At 39.0% G+C, this 16,457-nt stretch carries 18 protein-coding genes; 15 read left to right on the top strand and 3 right to left on the bottom strand.

What is annotated here, in order from left to right:
- Positions 1-10 precede the first annotated feature (10 nt).
- The 6 genes from HMPREF9455_RS05550 (at position 11) to HMPREF9455_RS05525 (ending at position 6,657) form a co-directional block, all read left to right on the top strand.
- Positions 11-985 carry a PstS family phosphate ABC transporter substrate-binding protein gene (locus HMPREF9455_RS05550; RefSeq protein ID WP_006798637.1) on the top strand — a complete coding sequence of 325 codons (975 nt, stop codon included), beginning with the start codon at positions 11-13 and terminating at the stop codon, positions 983-985.
- Positions 986-1,052: 67 nt separating this feature from the next.
- Positions 1,053-2,702 (top strand): tetratricopeptide repeat protein, encoded by a 1,650-nt coding sequence (locus HMPREF9455_RS05545; RefSeq protein WP_242052377.1) that lies wholly within the window; start codon positions 1,053-1,055, stop codon positions 2,700-2,702.
- A 216-nt stretch (positions 2,703-2,918) separates the two neighbouring features.
- A complete protein-coding gene (gene metK, locus HMPREF9455_RS05540) occupies positions 2,919-4,187 on the top strand; it encodes a methionine adenosyltransferase (RefSeq protein ID WP_006798635.1) in 1,269 nt (422 codons plus the stop codon).
- Positions 4,188-4,263: 76 nt separating this feature from the next.
- Positions 4,264-5,148, top strand: a complete 885-nt coding sequence (locus tag HMPREF9455_RS05535) for a DUF4271 domain-containing protein (RefSeq protein WP_006798634.1) — start codon at positions 4,264-4,266, stop codon at positions 5,146-5,148.
- Complete coding sequence (locus HMPREF9455_RS05530) at positions 5,139-5,897, top strand: uroporphyrinogen-III synthase (protein WP_006798633.1); 759 nt, start codon at positions 5,139-5,141, stop codon at positions 5,895-5,897. Before HMPREF9455_RS05535 ends, HMPREF9455_RS05530 begins: the two co-directional genes overlap by 10 nt.
- Before the next feature lie 61 nt (positions 5,898-5,958).
- Positions 5,959-6,657, top strand: a complete 699-nt coding sequence (locus HMPREF9455_RS05525) for a M48 family metallopeptidase (protein WP_006798632.1) — start codon at positions 5,959-5,961, stop codon at positions 6,655-6,657.
- An 87-nt stretch (positions 6,658-6,744) separates the two neighbouring features.
- On the opposite strand, the gene cdd is transcribed toward HMPREF9455_RS05525, so the two are convergent.
- A complete protein-coding gene (gene cdd, locus HMPREF9455_RS05520) occupies positions 6,745-7,227 on the bottom strand; it encodes a cytidine deaminase (protein ID WP_006798631.1) in 483 nt (160 codons plus the stop codon).
- 126 nt (positions 7,228-7,353) lie between these two features.
- Between cdd and HMPREF9455_RS05515 the strand changes: the two genes are divergently transcribed.
- The 5 genes from HMPREF9455_RS05515 to trmD all read left to right on the top strand — a co-directional run bounded on the left by HMPREF9455_RS05515 (position 7,354) and on the right by trmD (position 12,055).
- Positions 7,354-8,286 carry a glucosaminidase domain-containing protein gene (locus HMPREF9455_RS05515; RefSeq protein WP_006798630.1) on the top strand — a complete coding sequence of 311 codons (933 nt, stop codon included), beginning with the start codon at positions 7,354-7,356 and terminating at the stop codon, positions 8,284-8,286.
- A 34-nt stretch (positions 8,287-8,320) separates the two neighbouring features.
- On the top strand, positions 8,321-9,202 hold the full coding sequence (locus tag HMPREF9455_RS05510; RefSeq protein WP_006798629.1) for a DUF3078 domain-containing protein: 882 nt from the start codon (positions 8,321-8,323) through the stop codon (positions 9,200-9,202).
- 162 nt (positions 9,203-9,364) lie between these two features.
- Positions 9,365-10,504: a DUF4468 domain-containing protein gene (locus HMPREF9455_RS05505; RefSeq protein ID WP_006798628.1), complete on the top strand. Its 1,140-nt coding sequence runs from the start codon at positions 9,365-9,367 to the stop codon at positions 10,502-10,504.
- A 17-nt stretch (positions 10,505-10,521) separates the two neighbouring features.
- Complete coding sequence (locus HMPREF9455_RS05500; RefSeq protein WP_006798627.1) at positions 10,522-11,289, top strand: SDR family NAD(P)-dependent oxidoreductase; 768 nt, start codon at positions 10,522-10,524, stop codon at positions 11,287-11,289.
- 82 nt (positions 11,290-11,371) lie between these two features.
- Complete coding sequence (trmD, locus tag HMPREF9455_RS05495) at positions 11,372-12,055, top strand: tRNA (guanosine(37)-N1)-methyltransferase TrmD (protein ID WP_006798626.1); 684 nt, start codon at positions 11,372-11,374, stop codon at positions 12,053-12,055.
- Positions 12,056-12,073: 18 nt separating this feature from the next.
- On the opposite strand, the gene HMPREF9455_RS05490 is transcribed toward trmD, so the two are convergent.
- Together HMPREF9455_RS05490 and HMPREF9455_RS05485 are read right to left on the bottom strand one after the other, a co-directional pair.
- Entirely contained in the window at positions 12,074-12,913 is an 840-nt protein-coding gene (locus tag HMPREF9455_RS05490; RefSeq protein ID WP_006798625.1) for a hypothetical protein, read from the bottom strand.
- On the bottom strand, positions 12,910-13,488 hold the full coding sequence (locus HMPREF9455_RS05485; protein WP_006798624.1) for an RNA polymerase sigma factor: 579 nt from the start codon (positions 13,486-13,488) through the stop codon (positions 12,910-12,912). The genes HMPREF9455_RS05490 and HMPREF9455_RS05485 overlap by 4 nt, the downstream gene beginning before the upstream one ends.
- Before the next feature lie 186 nt (positions 13,489-13,674).
- Here HMPREF9455_RS05485 and HMPREF9455_RS05480 point away from each other — a divergent pair, with 186 nt between their 5' ends.
- From HMPREF9455_RS05480 to rny, 4 genes are all read left to right on the top strand, one after another.
- Complete coding sequence (locus HMPREF9455_RS05480; protein ID WP_006798623.1) at positions 13,675-13,872, top strand: winged helix-turn-helix domain-containing protein; 198 nt, start codon at positions 13,675-13,677, stop codon at positions 13,870-13,872.
- 165 nt (positions 13,873-14,037) lie between these two features.
- Positions 14,038-14,334 carry a hypothetical protein gene (locus tag HMPREF9455_RS05475; RefSeq protein WP_006798622.1) on the top strand — a complete coding sequence of 99 codons (297 nt, stop codon included), beginning with the start codon at positions 14,038-14,040 and terminating at the stop codon, positions 14,332-14,334.
- Positions 14,335-14,351: 17 nt separating this feature from the next.
- Positions 14,352-14,657, top strand: a complete 306-nt coding sequence (locus HMPREF9455_RS05470) for a cell division protein ZapA (protein WP_006798621.1) — start codon at positions 14,352-14,354, stop codon at positions 14,655-14,657.
- A 118-nt stretch (positions 14,658-14,775) separates the two neighbouring features.
- The gene (rny, locus tag HMPREF9455_RS05465) at positions 14,776-16,305 is read left to right on the top strand and encodes a ribonuclease Y (RefSeq protein ID WP_006798620.1); all 1,530 of its coding nucleotides are present in this window, start codon (positions 14,776-14,778) and stop codon (positions 16,303-16,305) included.
- Positions 16,306-16,457 lie beyond the last annotated feature (152 nt).

Raw genomic sequence — 16,457 nt, 5'->3', positions numbered from 1 at the left:
AAAAAGGTTTATGAAAAGGTTGAGCTTTATTTTATTCATCTTATCATTGGTTCTGTATTCGTGCAGTGGACCTAAGGTTACACGTACCGATACCCCAACTAGTGGCTTGGCAGCAATAGTTGCTGATGAATGTTTCGCACCTATCGTCCAGGAACAAGTCGATGTGTTCGAAGCATTGAACAGAGATGCTACTATTATCCCTATTTATACCGGTGAAAATCAAGCCTTCGACTTATTCATGAAAGACAGTGTGCGTGTTATTATAGCAGCTCGCGAACTGACACCGAATGAAGGGCTGATAATAAAAGAAAGAAACCGGGTTGTTCGTTCGCAGAAGTATGGTACAGATGCCATTGCTTTGATTGTGAATAAAGCGAATACTGATACACTGATAACAGTAGCAGACATAAAGCGAATAATGACAGGAGAGGTTCGTACATGGAAAGAGCTTAATCCCAAATCATCGTTGGGTGAAATAGCCGTGACGTTCGATAGCCCCAATTCAAGTACAGTCAGGTATCTCAGAGACTCTATTTGTGGAGGTAAGCTCGGGAATAACCTGAAAGCAAGAGCTTCAGATAGTACCAGAACGATTGATCTGTCGGAGCGTACGCCTAACCAACAGGTGATAGATTATGTTGCATCTACGCCCAATGCTTTAGGCATTATAGGGGTGAACTGGATTAGCAATCCGTCCGATACAACCAATTTAAGTTTTATTAATAAAATCAATGTAATGGCTGTCAGTAGGGCTGAAGAGGCTACTGATAGAAACAGTTATCAGCCTTTAGCGGCTTATATAGGATTAGAAAAATACCCTTTAAGCCGGAGTCTATACATAATAATTTCAGATGTGAGAGGCGGATTACCATCAGGTTTTGTTAACTTTGCAGCTGGTGAAAGAGGGCAACGTATTGTATATAAGGCTGGTCTTTACCCTGCATATGGTTTAACCAGAGTCGTGAGTGTAAGGCCTTCTCTGTAGATATAATATGGCAACTAATATAAAATAGAAATCATTAATCACAAAAATATTACTTAGAAAGATGAAAATGAAGTATTTTTTAGGCTCTTTTCTGAGCCTTATGATCAGCATTTCGGCCTTAGCGCAAAATAGCCCCGGGGCGGATTACTTGAGTCTCGGAGAATTGAAGTTAGCGAAAGAATATTTTCAAAAAGTATTAAGACAATCTCCGGCAGAAGCTAATTACTATCTTGGTGAAATTGCATTCCAGGAAGGTAAGACAGCTGAAGCTAAGTCTTATTACGAACAAGCTATAGCAGGTAATCCGGAGTCTGCATTAGGTGCTATCGGTTTAGCTAAATTACAATTAAAATCGGATCCGAAAGGCGCAGAAGATCAACTGAAGGAAATTCAGAAGAAAAATAAGAAAGATGTAACAGTAATTCTTGCTATTGCTCAGGCATATCTTGATAATGGCATGAAAGAAAAAGCTTTGGAGAAATTGCAGGATGCCCGTAAGGCGGATAAAAAATCTCCATATATATACATATTTGAAGGTGATATGTTAGCTAAAGAAAATAAACCCGGTGATGCTGCTATGCAATACGACCAGGCTATCAACTTCGATGCTAACTGTGTCCTTGCCTATATGAAAGGTGCCAGAGTTTACGAGTTTATCAATCGTAAAACAGCTACGGATATGTTGAAGAAAGTAATTGAAATAAATCCGAACTATAGCATCGCTTACAAAGCTTTGGCGGACGTATCGTATCGTGATGGTTTCTACCCGGATGCTATTGCTGCCTATAAGGAATATTTCAAAGGTGGTGATTATACAATTGAAGATATTACCCGTTATGCTGCAGCAGAGTATTTTACCCAACAGTACAATGAAGCAAAAACACTGATTAGCGAAGGTCTAAGCAAAGAGCCAAATAACTTTGTATTGAATCGTCTATCGATGTATACCAGCGCAGATTTGAAGGATTATGCAACAGCAGTATCAGCCGGAGACAAATTCTTTAGCCTGCCTAAAGCAAATGATACAATCAAATATCTGAAACAGGACTATCTGGCTTATGCAAATTCTTTGAGTGAAACCGGAAATAAAGCTAAAGCAATCGAGCAATATAAGAAACTGATAGAACTGGATCCTTCTAATGTGGACATATACAAAGAAATCGCAACTATCTGTGCAAACGAGAAAATGTATCCGGAAGCAGCAGAGTTTTACAAAAAATACACTGAACTTGGAGGCGAAAAAATTGATGCTCAGGATTTCTATCAGTTAGGCCTTTATTATACAAATGCAGGTAGGGCAGCAAAGGCTGATACTATCAATGTGAGTGCTGAACAAGCTAAAGCTAAATCAGATGAATTCTATAAATTAGCAGATGGGGCTTTTGCTACAGTTAGCGAAAGAATGCCTGATAGTTATCTTGGTTTTTATCAGAGAGCACGTACAAACTTTGAGTTGGACCCGGATAGTGAACTTGGTTTAGCCAGACCTCATTACGAGAAGACAATTGAAGTTATTCTGGCTAAAAACGATGGGGAGAATACCAGAATATTGATAGAAGCATACAGCTACTTGAGTTACTATTACTATCTGCAGTTTGATAAAACTAAAAAAGCAGAAGATAAAGCTAATGTGAAATTATATGCAGAGAAGGTTCTGGAACTGGATCCTGAAAATGCAAACGGTAAGGCATTATTTGAATTTGCAAACGGTAAATAATTCATTCAAATATAGTTGAGATGACCCGGGCTTGATTAAGTCCGGGTTATTTTTTGTAAAAAAAATGATTAAATAGAGAAAAAACTGTATCTTTGCAGCCAATTAAGTGGATAGATTTGTATTGATTGCAACCACATGAAAAAATGCTAAACCATTTTCTGCACTGCATTATACATATCCTTCCTGTTTTTTTAACAGTAAAATTCTTATATACAAATGAGTTATTTATTTACATCTGAATCTGTTTCAGAAGGACATCCGGATAAAGTTGCAGACCAGATTTCAGACTCTCTGTTGGATGAGTTTCTTGCATATGATGCAAACTCCAAAGTAGCTTGTGAAACGCTGGTTACTACCGGACAGGTCGTATTGGCCGGAGAAGTTAAATCAAAAGCATATATTGATATACCGGAGACTGCCCGTAAAGTGATCGAACGTATCGGTTATACAAAAAGCGAATATCAGTTTGAGGCACAATCTTGTGGCGTTTTATCAGCTATACACGAACAATCCGACGATATAAACAGAGGTGTAGACGGCAAATCTGATCCGATGGATCAGGGCGCAGGAGACCAAGGTATGATGTTTGGTTACGCAACCTCTGAAACGGATAATTATATGCCTCTGGCACTAGATCTGTCTCATGCTCTTTTATTGGAACTGGCAGCAATCCGTAAGAATGAACTTCAATTGATGCCTTATCTTCGTCCTGATGCGAAATCTCAGGTGACGATAGAATATGATGATAACGGAACGCCGTTGCGCATAGATACTATTGTGATCTCTACACAGCATGATGAGTTTGGGGACGATGCAGCCATGCAGTCTCGAATTAAGAGTGATGTTATAAATATCCTGATACCTCGCGTAAAAGAAAAATATAAGTTCAGAGAGGATATTTCTAAATTATTCAATGACAATATTACCTATCACGTAAATCCTACCGGACGTTTTGTTATCGGGGGACCTCATGGAGATACCGGCCTTACCGGTCGTAAAATTATTGTCGATACCTATGGAGGAAAAGGTGCTCACGGTGGAGGAGCTTTTTCAGGGAAAGACCCGTCTAAAGTAGACCGTTCGGCAGCTTATGCATCCCGCCATATTGCGAAGAATCTGGTGGCAGCAGGTGTATCTTCCGAAATATTGGTTCAGGTATCATATGCCATAGGTGTAGCCAAACCGATGAATATTTACGTAAATACATACGGTAAGAGCAATTTGAATCTTACAGATGGGGAGATAGCCAAGAAGGTGGAAAAACTCTTTGATATGCGCCCTAAAGCTATCGAGCAGAGATTGAAATTGCGCAATCCTATATATGCCGAAACTGCTGCTTATGGTCATATGGGACGTGAGCCGCAAGTGGTCACTAAATTGTTTAAGTCGCGCTACAATCCGGAAGGAGTATCTCGTGAAGTAGAACTATTTACTTGGGAAAAACTGGATTATGTCGATGTAGTGAAGAAAGAATTTGGTTTATAATAAGAATAATCAGAAGGTGCAGATTCCGTACATACAGGGTCTGCGCCTTTGTGGTAATATATAATAACGGACTATTTTGGTAAAAGATTCCATACCTCATATCACTGTTGCAAGGGATAGTGTCGCTTTAATCGATTCTACCCGTCAGGACTACTTCGGACTCCGGTCGGTTCAGGGAGAAGTATTTGATGTGGCAGATGGAAATACCAATTATAATCTGTATACAGAGAAAAGTACCGGAAAGGAGAAAGCCGGGCATGACGGTATTCATATCCCATTTCATATAGAGCAGGCTGATGGTGTATTCGGGTTGCTATTAGTGTGCTTTCTATTCTTTGCGCATATATACAACGGAGGAATTGCTTTCCTTAAAGAAAACGTATCTTTGCTGTTCTCTTCGGAAAAAGGCCAGAAGATACATCGCCAGACAACTGTAAGGGAATATTTGTATAGTTATTTCCTCATTTTTCAGACAATAGTTCTGATCTCTATCTGTATATACAATATTTTTATTGAATTTGATGCGCGGTCGGAAGCTGTTCAACGGCCATTCATCTCCATTTTATCTTATATTGTGCTGATTGGTTTGTTTCTAGGGATAAAAGATGTCCTCTATCTTATGCTGGGATATATTTTCGATGAGCAGAAACGGATGGGAGTATGGAGGCGGACGTACATTATTGGTATAGAAATTCTGGGTATGCTTTATTTTATACCTACGTTACTCCTTATCTATTCCAATTACTATCATTTGCAGATTATTATTTTTATGTTGATTTTATTTCTAATAGTTCAATTAATACTTTTTTACCAAATAATAGTCTTTTTTATTAGGGAAAAATTTAACTTTTTGTATCTGATTGCGTACCTTTGCACCTTTGAAATATTACCATATATATTTTTAATGATAGGCTTGGTTTATTTATATAGAATTGACGTATTTAACACACTATGGCTTTAAAAGTAAAAAAGGTTTTGATCTCGCAGCCTGCGCCCACCACGGAGAAATCTCCATATTATGATATTGCTGAAAAATATCATATGCAACTGGATTTCCGACCGTTTATAAGAGTAGAGGGATTAGACGCTAAAGAATTTAGACAACAACGGATAAATATACAGGATTACACGGCTGTTGTATTCACTGCAAAAACAGCAATAGACCATTTTTTTGCCTTGTGCGAAGAATTTAGGATTACAATGCCTGAGACAATGAAGTATTTTTGTATTTCGGAAGCAGTTGCTTTATATTTGCAAAAATATATTGTTTACAGAAAGCGTAAAATATTTTTCAGTACCACAGGTAAAATGGATGGCTTATCAACTGCTTTGGCCAAGCATAATAAGGAAAAGTTTATTGTGCCTGTGTCTGATGTACATACGGAAGATCTAACCGCAGTACTGGACGAAAAGAAGATAAACTATACAAAAGCTATCATGTACAGGACGGTAAGTAACAATATTACCGAAGAAGAAATCCTGTCATACGATATGCTGGTATTTTTCAGCCCTTCAGGGATTGTATCCCTGTTTAAGAATGCTCCTCACTTCAAACAGGACGAAAGAGCAATAGGCTGTTTTGGAGCATCTACGGCAAAAGCTGTTCGCGATGCAGGTTTGAGGCTCGACTGTGAAGCACCGCTTCCGGGTGTACCATCAATGACTGCTGCCCTGGAAAGCTTCATAAAAGAGAATCATAAAGCAAAATAAGTTATTGAGATATATGAAAAGAAAAGCTTAACCGGACAGTTAAGCTTTTTTTGTATAAAGTATGGTGATTAAAGATAAAGATCTGGGTGATATAAAGCTTGTGAAGAATGCACAGGCTCGAAGGATTATTGTCCGTCGCAAAGATGATTACCTGCAATTGACATACCCACCGGGGGTAAGTATGTCCTATATAGAAAAAACAATAGAGGAAATGAAGCCCCGTTTGTTGAAACTTTTGGAAAAAAAGAAGGTACAGTCTCTATTCACCCCGGAAACAGAATTCAAAACATTTAGTTTCACGCTGAAGATATTCGAAAGTAACTCGACGAGCAACTATTACCTGAAACTGAAAGATGGGATTCTATCTATATCTTGTCCGCCGGATACCGATTATGACAGCTCCGCTGTGCAAGCCACAATAAGGGGGTTAATAGAAAAAGCATTGCGATATGAAGCAAAGCGTCTTTTTCCTCAGAAGGTAGAAGTATTGGCACATCGTCATGGTTTTATTTTTTCGAATGTGAAAATCAATCAGAGTCGTACCCGTTGGGGAAGCTGTTCGTCAAAGAAGGGAATAAACCTGTCTTATCATTGTATGCTGCTGCCCGAATATCTCGTTGATTTTGTTATACTCCACGAACTTTGCCATACCGAAGAAATGAATCACGGAGAGCGTTTCTGGCTATTGTTGGATAAGGTCTCTGATGGAAAAGCAAAAGAACTGACGAAAGAACTGAAATCTTTCCATACTGGCTGGTAAATAGAATTTAGTTGCGAGTAAAAAAGTTAACGAAAATCTCAATAACCTATTTTGAGTTACCTTCGCCATTGTTAATTAAATAACAAACTATTCAGACAGCGATTCCTTTCCAAAGCTGAGAGGCAGCAGGTCTTTTGCTGATTCCACTTCATAAATTTTACTTTTTCCGTACATAATTACTCTTACAGATTTTTCAAACCTATTTTCCACCTCTATCATAACCTGTCTGCAACTTCCGCAAGGACAGCAGGGTAAATCCGTAAAATCTCCATCGTGAAATCCAGCTATGGCAATCGCTTCTATAGCAGTATCCGGTTTTTGAGAATTTGAAGCAAATATTGCCACCCGTTCAGCGCATAATCCCGATGGGTAGGCGGCATTCTCCTGATTATTTCCTGATATGATTTCGCCACCGGATAGAAGTACTGCTGCACCTACATGAAAGCCGGAATAGGGGGCATATGCATTTTTTGTAGCTAATTTAGCTTCGTTTATAAGCTTTTTTATATTTTCAGTGCCTTCATCAAAGGTATAAACAAGTATCTTTGTAGTTAAACTTAAACTTTCCATAGCGAATGTTGTTAATTAGTAGAAGAAAACATTTGACGATCTGTTTGCAGGGTGTAACCTTCTATCGTTGTTTTACTTACAAATGTAATAAAAAGGTCCGAGACCTTAATTAAACATCATAAATATATGAAAAAAGCTTATTGTCTGAAGACTTTATCCCAATTTATTATATTATCTCTGCTTATCTTATTCCCTTCTCTATCTGCCTTTTCCCAGGCCAAACGATATAAAATTTACGACGACTATATCGATACCTACAAGGGTATTGCGATAGATCATATGAAAAAATATAAAATACCCGCAAGTATCACGCTCGCTCAGGGTTTATTGGAGTCGGGTGCAGGTAAAAGCTCTTTGACCCAGAGTTCTAATAATCACTTTGGCATAAAATGCCATAATGACTGGAAAGGCGGGCGGGTATATAAGGCAGACGATACTCCGAATGATTGTTTCAGGAAATATAAAAAAGCGGAAGAATCTTATGAAGACCATTCCCGCTTCTTGGCAGAGAAGCCACGCTATAAATCCCTTTTTTCTCTAAAAATAACAGATTACCGGGGATGGGCCAAAGGATTGCAGCAATGCGGATATGCTACAGACAAAGCGTATGCAAACAAGTTGATAAAGATTATTGAAGATTATGAACTTTACCAACATGATAAAAAAGGCGGAAAGGACAAGGAAAAAGAGAAGGAAGAGCAAATAGTAATAAGAGAGTACAAGCATACTCCTTACAAAACGCATAATCTGATCTATGTGAGGGCGGAAGATGGGGATACATATGAAGCCATAGCTGCCGAATTTGGGTTTAAACCCAAAGATTTGTACAAATACAATGAAGTGCCGGAAGGTTTTCCTCTCAAACAAGGGGATTTAGTTTACTTTGAGAAGAAGAAATCAAAAGCAGATAAGCCTTATTACGACCATGTGGTACAGGTAGGGGAGTCTATGCATAGTATCTCGCAATTATATGGTATAAAAGTCAAGAACCTTTACAAAATGAACAAAAAGGACTTTGAATATGTTCCTGAAGAAGGAGACGTTTTAAAGTTAAGATGAAAATTAAAACACAAAACTTGAATTTTTATTAGAAATGAAACAATTATTTTTTACAGTCGCCTTTTTTATATTGGCAATGGGTGTTTATGCACAGGATGATAAGAATAAACTTGAAGATGGAAAATGGTATTTGAAAGGGGTTACAGGTCTCAATGCTTCGCAGACAGCAGTAAGCAACTGGTCGGCCGGGGGTGAAAATGCAATGGCGGGAACAGCCTATCTTAATGGATCTCTCGTTCGTAAAAGCGGAAACTGGCTTTTTTCAAATGCACTTGCATTGGAATACGGACTGACAAATACTAAATCGCTGGGGACTCAAAAAACAAGCGATAAAATAGATTTTACCACTCAATTGGGGTATTCTACCAATAACAAATGGTACTATACTATAATGGGTGATTTTAAATCACAGTTCTACAAAGGATATAATTATCCGGATAAGACACATTACATATCGAAATTTTTTGCGCCGGCTTATTCCAACATATCAATAGGTTTCGAGTACAGACCCAATACAAGTTATTCACTTTACTTGTCACCACTCGCCGGAAAACTGACGTTTGTAGAAGATGATTATCTTTCCAGTATCGGAGCATTCGGAGTAGATCCCGGGGATAAGTTCAAAGCAGAATTGGGAGCTTACTTCAAGGCCCGTGCCGAAAAAACATTGATGGAAAACGTAAAAGCTATATCGACGCTCGATTTCTTTACAGCATATGATAAGTCTTTTGGTAATGTGGATGTGAACTGGGACTTATTGATTAGTATGAAGGTTAATAAATTTCTATCAGCCAGTGTGAACACGACATTGAAATATGACGATGATGTGAAAATCGTGAATGAAGACGGTACTACCGGCGGTCCGAAAGTTCAATTTAAGGAAATGATAGGAGTAGGGATTGCTTATAACTTTTAATTTATTAAATAATTCTCAACATAAGTGGTATCAGCATTTTGCTGATGCCATTTTTTTTTGAATAGAATCCGGCTTTAATAAATGATAAAAGGCCGGGACTTTGTTTGTCGGTTTCTGATTTTATGCTAATTTTATACAATAAACAAATTTAACCCGGCGAATATGAATAAATTCCTTTTAATCTCGTTATGTGCAATTATCTCGGTTCTGGCATATGCCCAGGAGGATGCGAAGTATTTAGCAGGTGCAGTACCTGAGGTTGACGGTAAAGTCATTTTTTCCAAATCTATACCAGTGAAGAACTCTATATCTGATGCCGATCTATTCAATGTTATGGATAAATGGGCAAATGACAATTATGGGATTAATCTTCAACAAGATTTGGATAACAGGGTTTTGTTATCTAATCCGGAAGAAAAAGATATAGCATGTCTGGGCGAAAAGTATCTTGTGTTTAAAAAGAGCGCTTTCGTGTTGGATCAGGCTAAGATGGTCTATCAGCTGATTCTGGATATAGAAGGAGGTAAATGTAATGCTACTGTACGTTATATTAAATATGAATATCCGGACAGTAAAACGCCTCTGTCTGCCGAAGAAATGATAACAGATGGATTTGCATTGAGTAAAAAAGGAGATAAACTGAACAGGTATTATGATAAATTCCGCAGACAGACAGTTGACAGTATCAATAGCATATTTAATTCTATCGATAAATATCTGAATGGTACAGTTACAACAGGTGTTGTATCTTCGGCAGTTCCCGCGGCTGTGTCGGCGGGTGTTGCAAATACCCAGGAGGCCGTTGCTCCAGTCTTGGCCGGGAAAAATGCTCTTGCTGAAGTTTCGTTTGCGGGATTCAAAAAGGTTGATACGGGTAAAGTACCTGCCAGCCTGCAAGGAAGTAAGGCCTTGATACTTTCGGGATCGGTGAGTAGTCCTTCTATTGTTCCTGCATCGTGGGGAGGTGTCACTTCATTGATGGAAAAACCGGTAGCATTGAGTAATGTCAATACTGCCCAATATACAGGATTGCCGGATGGAGCCGGAACCTATACGATATCTTTTTATACCGAGGTGTATGGTGATGCATTGAAAGAATTTGAAAATGCGAAAGGAAATATTAATGACAAAATAAAGGCTTCCGGACTTACGCCGGTTATCGCACCTTCAGGCGCACCTGTCTTTTCAGAAGCATGGATGGTTATCGAATGTAAAAAAGCAGGAGTAATGCCGTCTTCCGATTCAAAGACCGCATCGGATAAAACATATTTGGGTGAAATATTGAATGTTTGGATAAAATAACCACAGAATAAAAGCTCATGAGAAAAATAGCTTTAATCACCGGAGCTACCTCCGGGTTAGGCAAAGCGATAGCTTTGCGATTGGCAAAGGAAGGCTATGATGTGATCATAGCCGGACGCCGCAAGGATAGACTGGAAGAACTGGAACGGGAGATTGAAATAAAATATGAATCGAAGGTATATTCGCTTTGCTTTGATGTACGGGTATACAATGAAGTAGAGAAGGCTATTGCTAGTTTGCCCGAAGAATGGAAGGAAATCGATATCCTTGTCAATAACGCGGGGCTTGCCGTAGGGTTAGACCCTATACAGCAGGGAGTAATTGATGATTGGGAGCGGATGATAGATACTAATATAAAAGGTCTGTTATATGTAACCCGTGTAGTATCCCCAGGTATGGTGGTGCGAAAATCGGGGCATATCGTTAATCTTGGTTCCATTGCAGGAAAAGGAGTTTATCCTAACGGAGCAGTATATTGTGCTACCAAGCATGCTGTAGATGCATTGAGCCAGGGCATGCGTATGGATATGTTGCCATATGGAATACGTGTTACACAGGTGTGTCCGGGCGCAGTGAATACAGAATTCTCGCTTGTCCGCTTCAAAGGAAATCAGGATAGAGCCGATTTGGTATATGACGGGTACGATGCACTGACAGCTGAAAATATTGCCGATGCTGTTTTTTATGCAGTATCCCAGCCTCCCCATGTAAATATACAGGATATGTTGGTGATGCCGACAGCACAAGCCAATGGCAGTATGTTCCATAAAGAAGAGAAGAAGTAATATAAAATAAATCAGGATAAGAGAGTGTGCCTTTGTCGGGCACACTCTTTTTTTTACCTTTGTGCGTTATAATAATTTGAATATGCGTATAGATATTATAAGTGTTCTGCCTCAGATGTTTAGCGGTCTTATAGATTGTTCCATTCTTAAAAGGGCCCAAGATAAAGGACTTGCGGAAATTGTACTTCACAACCTGAGAGATTATTCTACCAATAAGCATCGTAATGTGGATGATTATCCTTTCGGCGGAGAAGCCGGAATGGTGATGCAGATAGAACCGATTGATAATGCTATTACATCATTAAAACAACAACGGACATATGATGAAGTAATATATACTTCGCCCGATGGTGAAGTTTTTAATCAGAAGATTGCCAATCAGATGTCAGCGTATAAAAATATCATTATATTATGCGGGCACTATAAGGGAATTGATTATCGTGTTAGGGAACATCTGATTACACGTGAAATTTCGATAGGGGATTATGTTCTTACGGGAGGAGAACTTGCCGCTGCTGTGATGGTAGATGCCATTGTGCGGCTTATTCCGGGCGCAATAGGAGATGAGCAGTCGGCTTTGTCTGACTCTTTTCAGGACAATTTACTTGCACCGCCCGTTTATACCCGTCCTGCCGAATATAAAGGATGGCGGGTACCTGATATATTATTGTCGGGTCATCAGGCTAAGATAGATGAGTGGAAGCTACAACAAGCTATGGAACGAACTGAAAGGTTGCGTCCCGACTTATTAAAAAGTGAAGAATAAATCTTCAATAGTTGATGTTTAGAATTCGACCTTTACTGTCACCCGTTCTTTGCTCCCTGTAGTCCAGCGTGGGCCTGATTGAATCAGACGTATGGCTTCATTATCGGATGCGCCACAGAGGCTATATTTTACATCGAACAGGAATGGTCGGCCCAATGAATTGACCGAGAATTCTACGGCGACTTTACCCTTACGGTCTTTACAAATATCGTCTGTTGGCCGCCGCAGTGATTTTTTCAGGTATTCATTGTATTTTTCGTAGCCGCCTATAGGTTCGGGTTTACCGCTATTTGTTTCTTCCTGAGTAGATGTTCTGCTCTCGAAATCATCGGGTACATATATTTCTATCGGAACTTCATTTATACGCTTGGCGTCTTCCGACAAGATTTCCTGTTCGGCTTTACTCATCGAAGCGCTTTCTTCGCTCTCTATTTTGAAACGGGAAATGTCCGGCTTATAAGCCTTTGCGAGTTCAGCATTCTTTTGTGCGATCACTACGATGTTTTCGGCATAATATTCTTCAGGCACATAGATCTCGATGATGGAATTTTCGTTAGCTTGCTGAGCATATAGTCCCGATTTGTGATAGTCGGTCAGAAAATACCCTCCGATGCCTATTATAATGATAATAGCCGCAGCGGCCGTTTGCCACATCTGTCTGCCGTTTGTTTTGTTTTTCGTCTTCGATCTGGCTTTTAGCCGGTTTTGTATATTGTTGATACGTTCGATGTGGTTGTCGTCGATACTGTCGAAACCGTCTATAGCCTCGTACAAAAACGGATCCTTCATCGAATCTTTTTCTATCCGATGGGCATCTTTACCTTTCCTTTGTCCTTTTATGTAATCTAAGAATTTCATTCTTTCAGATTTTTTTCGATACAAATTTTCAAATTCCGTTTTCCGTTTTGTATATAACTCTTTACACTTTTGAGATGAAAGCCTGTTTCATCCACGATGTCCGCATACGATTTATCCTCGTAAAAAAACTTTTCTACAGCTATCCGTTGAGGTTCCGGCAATTTTTCCAGACACTCATTCAGAGCGCTTTCCTTTTCTTCATCCCTGCTGTCATCAAATAGAGTAAAAGAACTGTCGGATTCCATAAGCTGGGAATCGAAATTAACAATAATCTCCTTCTTATTTTCTTTCAGTATATGAAAGCAGTGATTCTTTACAACGCTATAAAGCCAGTTTTTAAATACCTTGATCTCGTAATCCTGAATTTTTTGAGACAGGTTCTCGTAAATATCTATTACTGCATCCTGCGATTGTTCCGGACTTTGCAGGTATTTAAGGCAAAGACCATAAATAAGGGGAATATAGCGTTCGTAAAGCTGTTGGAAATATTCAGCTTTACGCGTTTCTTTAAATTTTGACAAGAGTATCTCGTCGCTATCCGATTCTTTTTTCTTATGTAGGCTAAAGAATTGCAAGGGAATTCATTTTTACACAAATCTACAAGATTTTAATTAATAATCAAACAGTTTGGAGGCTTAACAAAAATGTCATAATCCCGCATTTCTGTTAAAATTTATAATATATAATTGTATAGATGGTTCATTTTATGTACTTTTGTCATCAAAATAATAACGAGTTTAATTTTTTAACAAGCACCCATTATGAAAGAAAAAATTGGATCAAACGCAGGTATTATTTGGACTTACCTAGATGCAGAAGGAAGCAAACCTCTTAAAGACATCAAAAAAGCGTGCAAATTGACAGAAAAAGATATGTATGCTGCTTTGGGCTGGTTAGCAAGAGAAGGCAAAATCGCTTTCAATGAACTAAAAGACGACTTGCAGGTCGTTTTGTTGTAAAAAAGCAGAAACAACATTTTCAGATAAAAGAGCCGCTTATCTTTCGCATAAGTGGCTCTTTTTTTCATTTGTATAGATCCGGTTTCTTTTTAATAAATTTAGAAGAGTAATAATTTTGTTAATTCGTTGGTATTATTTATTTTTGTCTAGCATTTTGGCTACTTTATGACTGAAAATGATGAAAAACTTCTGGCCGAATTTGAAATAAGGATGCGGCAATTAATGTACCTCTGCGATACGTTAAAGGAAGAGAACGCCCTGTTGAAGCAGCAATTGATACAAAGAAACGTGACAATTGAAAGTTTAACATCGGAAGTAGAAGAGTTGAAAGCAAAATATGACAATCTGAAATTTGTAAAATCTTTCTCTTCGGAGAATAAGGATGATACATTACAAGCGAAGAAGCGATTGTCGAAATTAGTGCGAGATGTAGATAAGTGTATCGCCATGCTGAAAAATTAACGAATAAAGGCAAAGTTATGGACGAGCATTTAATAATTAATCTACGCGTAGCTGATATGAGATATCCTCTCCGGATAAAACGGCAGGAGGAAGAAGTATTCAGGAAGGCTGCGGAGGAAATAGATTATAAAATAGTTCAATATAAAAATTATTTTACAGGAGATTCATCCCATTCATTGCAGAATAGCGATTATATGGCAATGACAGCAATACAGGCTGTAGCAGAGAAGGTTGAGCATCAATTACGGGCGGATGAATTTGAGGCCAGGATGAAAGAACTGACGCAGGAATTGGAAAATTATCTGAGAGGTCATGTAAAATAAAATTATAGTACTGAGAAATATCTAGAGCACTAATTTTAAGTATGAGAGTATTGTTCATACTTAAATTAGTGCTTTTTAGTTTATATAAATTGAGTTTTTAAATAATGAAAAATAAATTATGGATATATTATTTTATGTAATAGCTTTCCTTGCCGGAGCAGCCGTGGCGTGGGTAGCTTTGAATTCTATGGCGAATTCGAAGTTCAAACGTCAGGTGAAAGAGGCGGAACTGGAAGCTGAAGTAATCAAGAAAAATAAATTGCTGGAAGTAAAAGAGCAGGCATTGCAGATGAAATCTGAGTTTGAGAAACAGGCTAATGTACGGAACTCTAAAATACAGGCAGCAGAGAGCAAGATCAAGCAACGCGAGTTGAGCCTGAATCAAAAACAGGAGGAACTCCAACGTAAGAAAAGCGAAGCTGACACGGTTAAAGCCAATCTGGAAAGTCAGCTGGAGATAGTAGAAAAGAAGAAACAGGATCTCGACAGGCTTCACAAGCAAGAGGTAGAGAGACTGGAGGCTCTTTCGGGATTGTCGGCCGAAGAAGTAAAAGAAAAACTTGTAGAGGCGTTGAAAGACGAGGCGCAATCGCATGCCCAGTCTTACATCAATGAGATAATGGAAGAGGCTAAGATGACAGCTAATAAGGAAGCGAAGAAGATCGTAATACAGTCTATACAGCGTGTGGCCACAGAGATAGCTATAGAAAACGCGATCACAGTTTTCCATATAGAGTCTGACGAAATAAAAGGACGTATTATCGGCCGTGAAGGACGTAATATACGAGCGCTGGAAGCTGCCACAGGCATTGAAATCGTAGTGGACGATACTCCGGAAGCGATAGTGCTTTCAGGTTTTGACCCTGTAAGACGCGAAGTAGCCCGCCTGGCATTGCATCAGTTGGTGGCAGATGGCCGTATACACCCTGCCCGTATCGAAGAAGTGGTAGCTAAAGTGAAGAAGCAGATCGAAGAAGAAATTATCGAAACCGGTAAGCGTACGACTATCGATTTGGGTATCCACGGTTTACATCCTGAGTTGATACGTCTTGTAGGTAAGATGAAATACCGTTCATCATACGGACAAAACTTGTTGCAACACGCCCGCGAAACAGCTAATCTGTGTGCTATTATGGCGTCAGAGCTTGGGCTGAATGTAAAGAAAGCAAAAAGAGCAGGATTGTTACATGATATAGGTAAGGTGCCTGATGATGAGCCGGAATTGCCTCACGCATTACTTGGGATGAAGCTTGCAGAGAAATATAAGGAAAAACCGGATATTTGCAATGCTATCGGGGCTCACCACGATGAGGTGGAGATGACAAGTCTTCTGGCTCCAATTGTACAGGTTTGTGATGCTATATCAGGAGCACGTCCGGGTGCACGCCGTGAAATTGTAGAAGCATATATCAAACGGTTGAATGACCTTGAGCAACTGGCTCTTTCATATCCGGGTGTGTTGAAGACATATGCTATTCAGGCAGGACGCGAACTGCGTGTAATAGTAGGTGCGGATAAGATAGATGATGTGGAGACAGAAAAACTATCGGCTGATATTGCAAAGAAGATACAGGACGAGATGACTTATCCTGGACAGGTTAAGATTACTGTAATACGTGAAACCCGTGCCGTAAGTTACGCTAAGTAAGAAAAACAAGATAAAATAGAGGGGAGGATTCTGTAATCAGAATCCTCTTTTTGTTTTGATACAGAAATGTTAAATATTAGAAAATGTGTTAGTCAGATTGGTATTGTTCTATTAGAAATACTATCTTTAAATTAACTTGATTGACAGTCTAA

Origin of the sequence: Dysgonomonas gadei ATCC BAA-286, assembly GCF_000213555.1 — a bacterium.
In the GTDB taxonomy this organism is placed as follows: Bacteria; Bacteroidota; Bacteroidia; order Bacteroidales; family Dysgonomonadaceae; genus Dysgonomonas; species Dysgonomonas gadei.
Note: the sequence above shows the minus strand (reverse complement) of the source record. Positions and strands in the feature narration are given on the sequence as shown.